Origin of the sequence: Robinsoniella peoriensis (assembly GCF_000797495.1) — a bacterium.
Lineage (GTDB): Bacteria > Bacillota > Clostridia > Lachnospirales > Lachnospiraceae > Robinsoniella > Robinsoniella peoriensis.
The window spans coordinates 121,950-129,613 of the sequence record NZ_JTGN01000018.1 but is presented as its reverse complement, the minus strand read 5'-3'; the positions used below and the strand labels follow the sequence as shown (position 1 = coordinate 129,613).

Genomic DNA, 7,664 nt, shown 5'->3' with positions numbered 1-7,664 from the left:
CTCGGAGATGTGTATAAAGAGACAGGTTTCCAATGCAGTCCAGGGGTTGAGCCCCTGCCTTTCACACCAGACTTGCCATGCCGTCTACGCTCCCTTTACACCCAGTAAATCCGGATAACGCTTGCCCCCTACGTATTACCGCGGCTGCTGGCACGTAGTTAGCCGGGGCTTCTTAGTCAGGTACCGTCATTTTCTTCCCTGCTGATAGAAGTTTACATACCGAAATACTTCTTCCTTCACGCGGCGTCGCTGCATCAGGGTTTCCCCCATTGTGCAATATTCCCCACTGCTGCCTCCCGTAGGAGTTTGGGCCGTGTCTCAGTCCCAATGTGGCCGTTCACCCTCTCAGGCCGGCTACTGATCGTCGCCTTGGTAAGCCGTTACCTTACCAACTAGCTAATCAGACGCGGGTCCATCTCATACCACCGGAGTTTTTCACACGGTGCCATGCAGCACTGTGCGCTTATGCGGTATTAGCAGACATTTCTGTCTGTTATCCCCCTGTATGAGGCAGGTCACCCACGCGTTACTCACCCGTCCGCCGCTCAGTCATCAAAACTTCTTTCCGAAGAAATCTGTTTTAATGCTTCGCTCGACTTGCATGTGTTAAGCACGCCGCCAGCGTTCATCCTGAGCCAGGATCAAACTCTCAAATAAAGTTTTGATCTTAGTTCAAAAATCAACTACTAGCTAATTTTATCCCTTTATTACTGTTTTAAGGTTGTATCATTTCTGATACGGTTCTTAATTTTGAAATCTCTTTTAATAGAATCTTTCAAGGTTGTTTCACTGTTCAATTATCAAGGTTCTGTTTGCTTTTCTTTGCTGTTGTACTCTTTAGCGCAACTTCTATATCCTATCACACTGCCAAGTGTTTGTCAACAACTTTTTTAAAAAGTTTTTTATGTATCTCACCGCCGTTCTCACAGCAACTTTTATATGATACCATTTTGTAAATCATTTGTCAACACTTTTTTTGAGTTTTTTCAACTTTATTCGAGTCGATCTCTCGTGTTACATTCGTGTCGGATTTTGTTTTTTGCTGTCTGTTTGAGACAACTTTGTTATGATACCACCTGGAAACCAATCTGTCAACACTTATTTTGTAATTTTTTCATATTTTTTGCACAATTGATTCAATTTATTAATTCTACTGTATTCTACTGTTTTTTTCTCCCCTATCCATTGCATCCTGTCAATTGTACCTCTTTTCACAACATATTTTATTCTGTTATGAAATCAACTGTTAATTTTCAACCATATTCTAATAACCGGCTGCATACTGAATTACGTCTATTTTTTTAAGATTTGGGATAAATTATTATATTTACTTTCCTTCCTACGCTCTCTATACTGTAGTTAATATCAATGCTAAATGCCAATATATAATAGAAGAAAGGAATTTAAAAATGCTGAAACAAACTTTTTCAAATCCACTATTATCGGGATTTTATCCCGATCCTTCCATTTGCCGGGTTGAAGATGATTATTATCTGGTTACTTCGTCTTTCGTATATTTTCCGGGGCTGCCTATATTTCACAGTAAAGATCTGGTACATTGGGAACAGATTGGACACGGAATACATCGTCCTGATCAATTGGATTATAAAAACTGTGAGACCTCTGAGGGACTGTGGGCTCCTTCTATCCGCTATCATAATGGTACCTTCTATATAATTAATACATTTGTTTCCCGCGGACGGGAAGCAGACCGTGATAATTATATTATTACGGCACAAGATCCTGCCGGTCCCTGGAGCGATCCGGTCTTTGTAAAGGGCGCTGACGGAATTGACTCCAGTCTTTTCTTTGATGATGACGGATCTGTCTGGTATACGGGTAATTATATCAGTGATCAGAAGCTTTATGAAGGGCATCACGGAATTTACTTAAATGAACTGGACCCACTGACTTTTCAGTTCAAAGGAAAGCGCAGTATCATATGGGATGGAAACAGTTCTCATTCAAAATGGATAGAAGCACCCCATATTTATAAAAAAGATGGATGGTATTACCTAATGACAGCTGAAGGCGGTACATTTTGCAATCATAGTGTTATGATGGCAAGAAGCCGGACGATTGATGGGGATTATGAGATATGCCCACGTAATCCCATAGTTACCCATCGTCATTTATCACTGTTAAATGAGATTTCTGTGGTTGGGCATGCAGATATCGTAACAACACAAAATGGGGAATGGTGGATGGTTTTGCTGGGCGTCCGGCCTTATAGGGGCTTCCATTATAATCTTGGAAGAGAAACCTTTATGATTCCAATTGTATGGTCTGAAGACGGATGGCCTATGCCTGACACTGAAAACGGACTGGTTCATAAAGAAGAGCGTTTGCCTGATCTTCCAAGCTTTTATTGTCCTTTTACCGATTCGAATGACAATTTTGACTCCGACAGCCTTTCTATGATCTGGAACATGATTCATCCGCCTCAGAGAGATTTTTATTCTCTGACCAAACGCAGGGGATGTCTGCGCCTCTCACTGGAACCAGAAGTGATTCAGGAAATCTGCAACCCGTCATTTATTGGCAGACGTCAGCAGCATAAAGTATTTATGGCTTCTGCTGCAATGGAGTTTACTCCTGAAAATGATTTGGAAGAGGCAGGCATTGTATTAATCCAGGATAACCGTTACAATCTGGTTTTTGTTAAGACATTCCGTAATAACCGCGCTGTCCTGCAACTGCACCAAACAGAAAATGGGGTACGCACTTTAATCAAAGAACTTCCGCTCGAAAATACCGGGCGCTTATGCCTCAGTGTACAGGGGCGTTGTGAAACATATGCCTTCTTCTACGGACCAAATGAACACGAATTAAAACTATTTGCGGAGGATATCGATGCAGCTCTTCTGAGTTCTACCGTAAATGAAGGATTTACGGGTGTCTACATTGGCATGTACGCCAGCAGCAATAAATCCGTTTCCACAAATTATGCAGACTTTGATTGGTTTCATTACACTGGAAAAGACATCTAAGATCAGATAGCGATGCCTTTGGGATTGGTTTCTTATTGATAAAATTATCATTAAGAAACCAATCCTTGCATTTTTTGAAAATGTTGTATATAATACGTGGCAAAGGTGGTTAGCTTATGCTAACATTTTTATCCATTTTTCGAAAGTGAGGATTTATTATGTCAAAGAAACATCTATTTAAAAATATTGCAGTACTGTCCTGTGCGGCGATGCTGTTATTATCCGGGTGTCAAAGCTCACCGGATACTGCAAAGGACAGTTCCCAGACTGCAGCCACGAATTCCAGTGCCGAAACCGGCGCCGAATCAAATACGGATACTACTAAGGATACTACTAAGGATACTAAAAAGGATACGAATGAGGATACAGACAAAACTGCTAATACTTCTGCTGAAACCGGAGATAATATTACCGTTACAGATGCCAGAGGCGAAATTTCAATACCGGCAAACCCACAGAAAATTGTAGATATAAGTGGAAACAGTGATATCTTATCTGTGCTTGGATATAAGGTTGCAGGAACTGCGAATTCTGATGCTTATGACTATACGAAATTCCCTTCCTATCTGGAAGATGTTCTGGAAGGAGCTTCTATTCTGGGCTACAGCATGCAGGATACCATGGATGTAGAAGGAATTATTTCATTAGAACCGGATCTGATCATTATCTCTACTGTTCAGGAGAAAATGTACCAGCAGCTATCTGAAATCGCTCCGGTTGTTATGTTAGAACTTGCCCAGACAGACTGGAAAGAAGATGTCAAAAGCGTTGCCGGAATTATGAATAAAACCGCAAAAGCGGATCAGTGGCTCTCTTCTTATGAAGAAAAAGCATTAAAAATTGGTGAAGAAATCCGCAGCTCCTATGGCGAAGACACTACTTACCTCGCTCTTTTGGCAAGCGGGGGACAAATTTTTATCTTTGATAAGGCCGGTATTGGCAGCATCTTATACGATGACATGGGCTTAAAACGGCCTGAAGGAATGCCGGTTCAGGAAAATATCAGCCTCCCGGTTGTCAGCTACGAAGGACTTGCCCAGATCGATGCAGACCGCATTCTGGCTATAGGTACGGATGAAGATCTCGCATCCCTTCGGGAAAATCCAGTTTGGAAGAATATGGATCCGGTGAAGAACGGAAATGTTCTGGAGCTTCCTTCCAGCCCTTATTTTAACCAGGGTTACAGCTGCATCGGCAGATCTTTGTTTTTGGATGAAGCATCATCCCTGATGGAGAAATTAAAATGAATCGTAAGTTAACAGGTGCATGGTTCTTCAGTATCCTCTTAGTGGCGGCCGGATTAATGGCCGCCGCTTGCGCAGGTGCAAAAAATATCCCAGCGGAAACTGTTCTGAATAGTTTATTTGCAGCCGGAAAGCCTGAGGAGCTTCCTCTGGATATGCAGCTTGTAAGAAATATTCGTCTTCCCAGGGCACTTGCAAGTGCTATCATCGGCGGTCTTCTTGGAATGGGCGGTGCCATGATGCAGGGAGTAACCCGCAATCCTATTGCAGAGCCATCCATTATGGGCATCACCCAGGGAGCTGCCCTTGCCGTCGCTATCGTAAGTGTCAATACTTCCCTTTATGGTATACTGGGTAATTTTGCGGCAGCAATGCTCGGCGCTTTCATCAGCGGTATTTTAGTTTTGCTTTTCAGTTTAAAAAGCGCTTCTAATATGAATATTTCCCGCCTTATTCTTGCCGGAACAGCACTTGGAACCTTTTTCCTGTCTCTGGCATCTGTCATCGCTTTGTTGGGCAACCGTTCACAGGAACTGGCCTTCTGGGTATCCGGCGGATTTCGTACGGCTTCCTGGGATCAAATGAACATATTACTGATTGTCAGTATTCCCTGCCTTATCTCTGCCCTAATTATAAGCAGCAAGATAAATATTGTAAGCCTGGGTGATGACGTCTGTACAGGGCTTGGCGTAAATCCTGTTAAAATCCGGATTCTTACAATGATTCTGCTGATTCCCATGTGTGCCGTAAGTGTGGCAATTGCGGGAAATATTGCTTTCGTAGGTCTAATTGTTCCTCATGTTGTACGCAAAATGTCCGGGAATGATTACCGTAAATTGATACCGCTATCTTTTTTATTTGGAAGTGCCCTCCTGATTTGGGCGGATATTGCAGCCAGAATGGTTCAACCGCCATACGAAACCCCTATTGGACTTTTTACTGCTCTGATTGGAGTTCCTGTATTTCTCCTGATGATTAGAAAGGAGAGCCGGTGATGAAGAGAAGATTTCATATTGTATTGTTCGTTACTGCTATTTTCCTGCTTGCTGCCATGCTTATTTCTCTCATATGGGGAACTTATTCTATTTCGGTAAAAGATGTATTTAACACTCTTTTCGGACAGGGCAGTAAATTGCAAAACACCACCATATTCCAGCTGCGTCTCCCAAGAATCTGTATAGCCCTATTTGTCGGAATCGCACTTTCTACAGCAGGCTGTGTTCTGCAAAGTGTGACCCGTAATCCTTTAGCGGAACCTGGTATGATTGGTATTAATGCAGGTGCAGCCCTTGCCGTTGTACTTTTTATTTCCATAAAAAGTACTGCGTATTATTCCGCTTTGTCTGCCGCAACCGTATTTATGATACCTGTTTTTGCTTTGGCTGGCTCCCTGCTTTCCTCTCTGCTGATTTATTTTCTGGCATATAAAAAGGGGATTTCGCCGAATCGGCTGATCTTAACGGGAATTGGTGTAAATGCAGGAATTAATGCTTTTATTACCTTATATCAGCTTAATATGTCCAAAGGTGACTATAATCAGGCACTGACCTGGATCAGCGGAAGTCTTTGGGGGAGCAGTTGGATTTATTTTATATTTCTTGCCCCCGCAGTTCTGCTCCTTACTATAATTGTCCTTTATAAGAGCCGCACCCTTGATGTCTATGCTCTTGGAGACGAAACCGCCAGTGGATTAGGGGTCTCTGTACAACGGGAAAGCAGAATTTTATTACTTCTGGCTGTTGCACTTTCAGCACTTGCAACCTCAGTTGCAGGTAATATTGCTTTTCTTGGATTACTCGGTCCTCATATTGCCAAGAAGCTGGTAGGCGCCGCTCATAAAAGGCAGATTATTACCGGTGCCATGATCAGCGCTGCATTAATTATCGCTGCCGACAGCATCTCCCGAAATCTTTTCTCACCTTTAGATGTTCCGGTTGGCATTACACTTTCCATTGTAGGCGTACCATACTTTATATACTTAATGTTAAAGGAGAAATAGACTATGAACCAAGAATGTATACAGACGAAAGATCTGCAGATTGGATATGAAGATGAGATTATTATAAATAAATTAAATTTGAAAATTCCCAAGGGGAAAGTTACAATGGTGATCGGCTCTAACGGATGTGGAAAATCAACATTGTTAAAAGCCGTATCCCGCATTATTCCCAGCCGCCATGGCGAGATATTATTACATGGCAAGTCGCTGCGCAGACAGGCTTCCAAATCCATTGCCCGCAAAATGGCTGTTCTGCCTCAAAGTCCTTGCGTACCCACCGGGCTTATGGTGAAGGAACTTGTGGCATATGGCCGTTTTCCTTACCAGGGCCCGATGAGCGGACTGAATGAACATGACCTTCAGATGATCGATTGGGCAATGCATTCCACCGGAGTGTACGAATTGAAAGAAAAGATGGTGGAATCCCTGTCCGGCGGCCAGCGTCAAAGGGCATGGATTGCCATGGCACTGGCACAGGAAACAGAGATATTAGTATTGGACGAGCCCACCACCTATCTTGATATGTCCCACCAGATTGAAATATTAAAACTTCTCAAAAAACTGAACCGTGAAAACAACCGTACAATTATTATGGTAATTCATGAACTGAACCATGCTTCTAAGTTTGCAGACCATTTGATTGGGATGAAAAAGGGCAATGTAATATTCGAAGGAAAACCGGTTGATGTCATTACCAAAGAAAACTTAGTTCAGCTTTACGGAATTAATGCCCGGCTGGAGCAAAGCAGAACGGGCGACTATCCTATCTGCGTTGACTATGATACACTGGAACATGTTTAAACGCTTCTTTTATCCGACTCCAGAAACTCTCGGAAGATCTGTACATGAAGTATTTCGTCCAGTGCCAGGCGATTCAAAACAGCGCTGACACAAGGATCTTTGATCTCTTTTGCAGTCTGTTGGTAGAATGCGGCAGCTCCTTCTTCAGAAGCTATATTTGCTGCCAGTATATGATGGACCTCCTGGCAATAGTCAATGGCATCAGCATTCCAGCATTCACATGCATTGTTGGCAAGCCTAGGATCTCCCCCCAGCATAGTGATCAATTCTCCGATCGTATAGAGATGGAACATTTCCACTTTGGAAATAGCCATCAATGTCTTCCCCAAATCGGAAAACCGGTCTGACAGAATCCAGTGCTGGTATAAATAGGTGGTAATAGCGGTCATTTCACTTTCCTGTGCCCTTATTGCCGGATAAAGCATCTCCGCATAATATGGATTTTTCCTGCTTACTTTAATCGGCGGATAAGGATCCGGATTGGCAACGGGCCTGGTACTCCCGGAATTATTCTGCATCATGGCTATGTACCTCTGTTTTCTTCATTTATTATCTATCATATGTCTCCCAACCTGAAAAATGACATGCATTCTATTTAATTAAAAAAGACTGTGCAGTTACCTGCAGCAG

6 protein-coding genes and 1 rRNA gene are annotated in these 7,664 nt (G+C 42.7%); 5 read left to right on the top strand and 2 right to left on the bottom strand.

Annotation, left to right across the window (positions count from 1 at the left end):
- Positions 1-657, bottom strand: a 16S ribosomal RNA gene (locus QR40_RS32130); the annotation flags it as partial.
- Between the two features lie 752 nt (positions 658-1,409).
- Between QR40_RS32130 and QR40_RS26230 the strand changes: the two genes are divergently transcribed.
- The 5 genes from QR40_RS26230 (at position 1,410) to QR40_RS26210 (ending at position 7,034) form a co-directional block, all read left to right on the top strand.
- A complete protein-coding gene (locus QR40_RS26230) occupies positions 1,410-2,990 on the top strand; it encodes a glycoside hydrolase family 43 protein (protein WP_044297498.1) in 1,581 nt (526 codons plus the stop codon).
- 158 nt (positions 2,991-3,148) lie between these two features.
- Positions 3,149-4,237, top strand: coding sequence for an ABC transporter substrate-binding protein (locus QR40_RS26225; RefSeq protein ID WP_044297497.1), 1,089 nt, complete (start codon positions 3,149-3,151; stop codon positions 4,235-4,237).
- Positions 4,234-5,229, top strand: coding sequence for a FecCD family ABC transporter permease (locus tag QR40_RS26220; RefSeq protein ID WP_044297496.1), 996 nt, complete (start codon positions 4,234-4,236; stop codon positions 5,227-5,229). The genes QR40_RS26225 and QR40_RS26220 overlap by 4 nt, the downstream gene beginning before the upstream one ends.
- Positions 5,229-6,233 (top strand): FecCD family ABC transporter permease, encoded by a 1,005-nt coding sequence (locus tag QR40_RS26215; protein ID WP_044297495.1) that lies wholly within the window; start codon positions 5,229-5,231, stop codon positions 6,231-6,233. Before QR40_RS26220 ends, QR40_RS26215 begins: the two co-directional genes overlap by 1 nt.
- 3 nt (positions 6,234-6,236) lie before the next feature.
- The gene (locus QR40_RS26210) at positions 6,237-7,034 is read left to right on the top strand and encodes an ABC transporter ATP-binding protein (RefSeq protein WP_044297494.1); all 798 of its coding nucleotides are present in this window, start codon (positions 6,237-6,239) and stop codon (positions 7,032-7,034) included.
- On the opposite strand, the gene QR40_RS26205 is transcribed toward QR40_RS26210, so the two are convergent.
- Positions 7,031-7,555 carry a ferritin-like domain-containing protein gene (locus QR40_RS26205; RefSeq protein ID WP_027294978.1) on the bottom strand — a complete coding sequence of 175 codons (525 nt, stop codon included), beginning with the start codon at positions 7,553-7,555 and terminating at the stop codon, positions 7,031-7,033. The two genes, QR40_RS26210 and QR40_RS26205, sit on opposite strands and share 4 nt — an antisense overlap.
- Between the last annotated feature and the right edge of the window lie 109 nt (positions 7,556-7,664).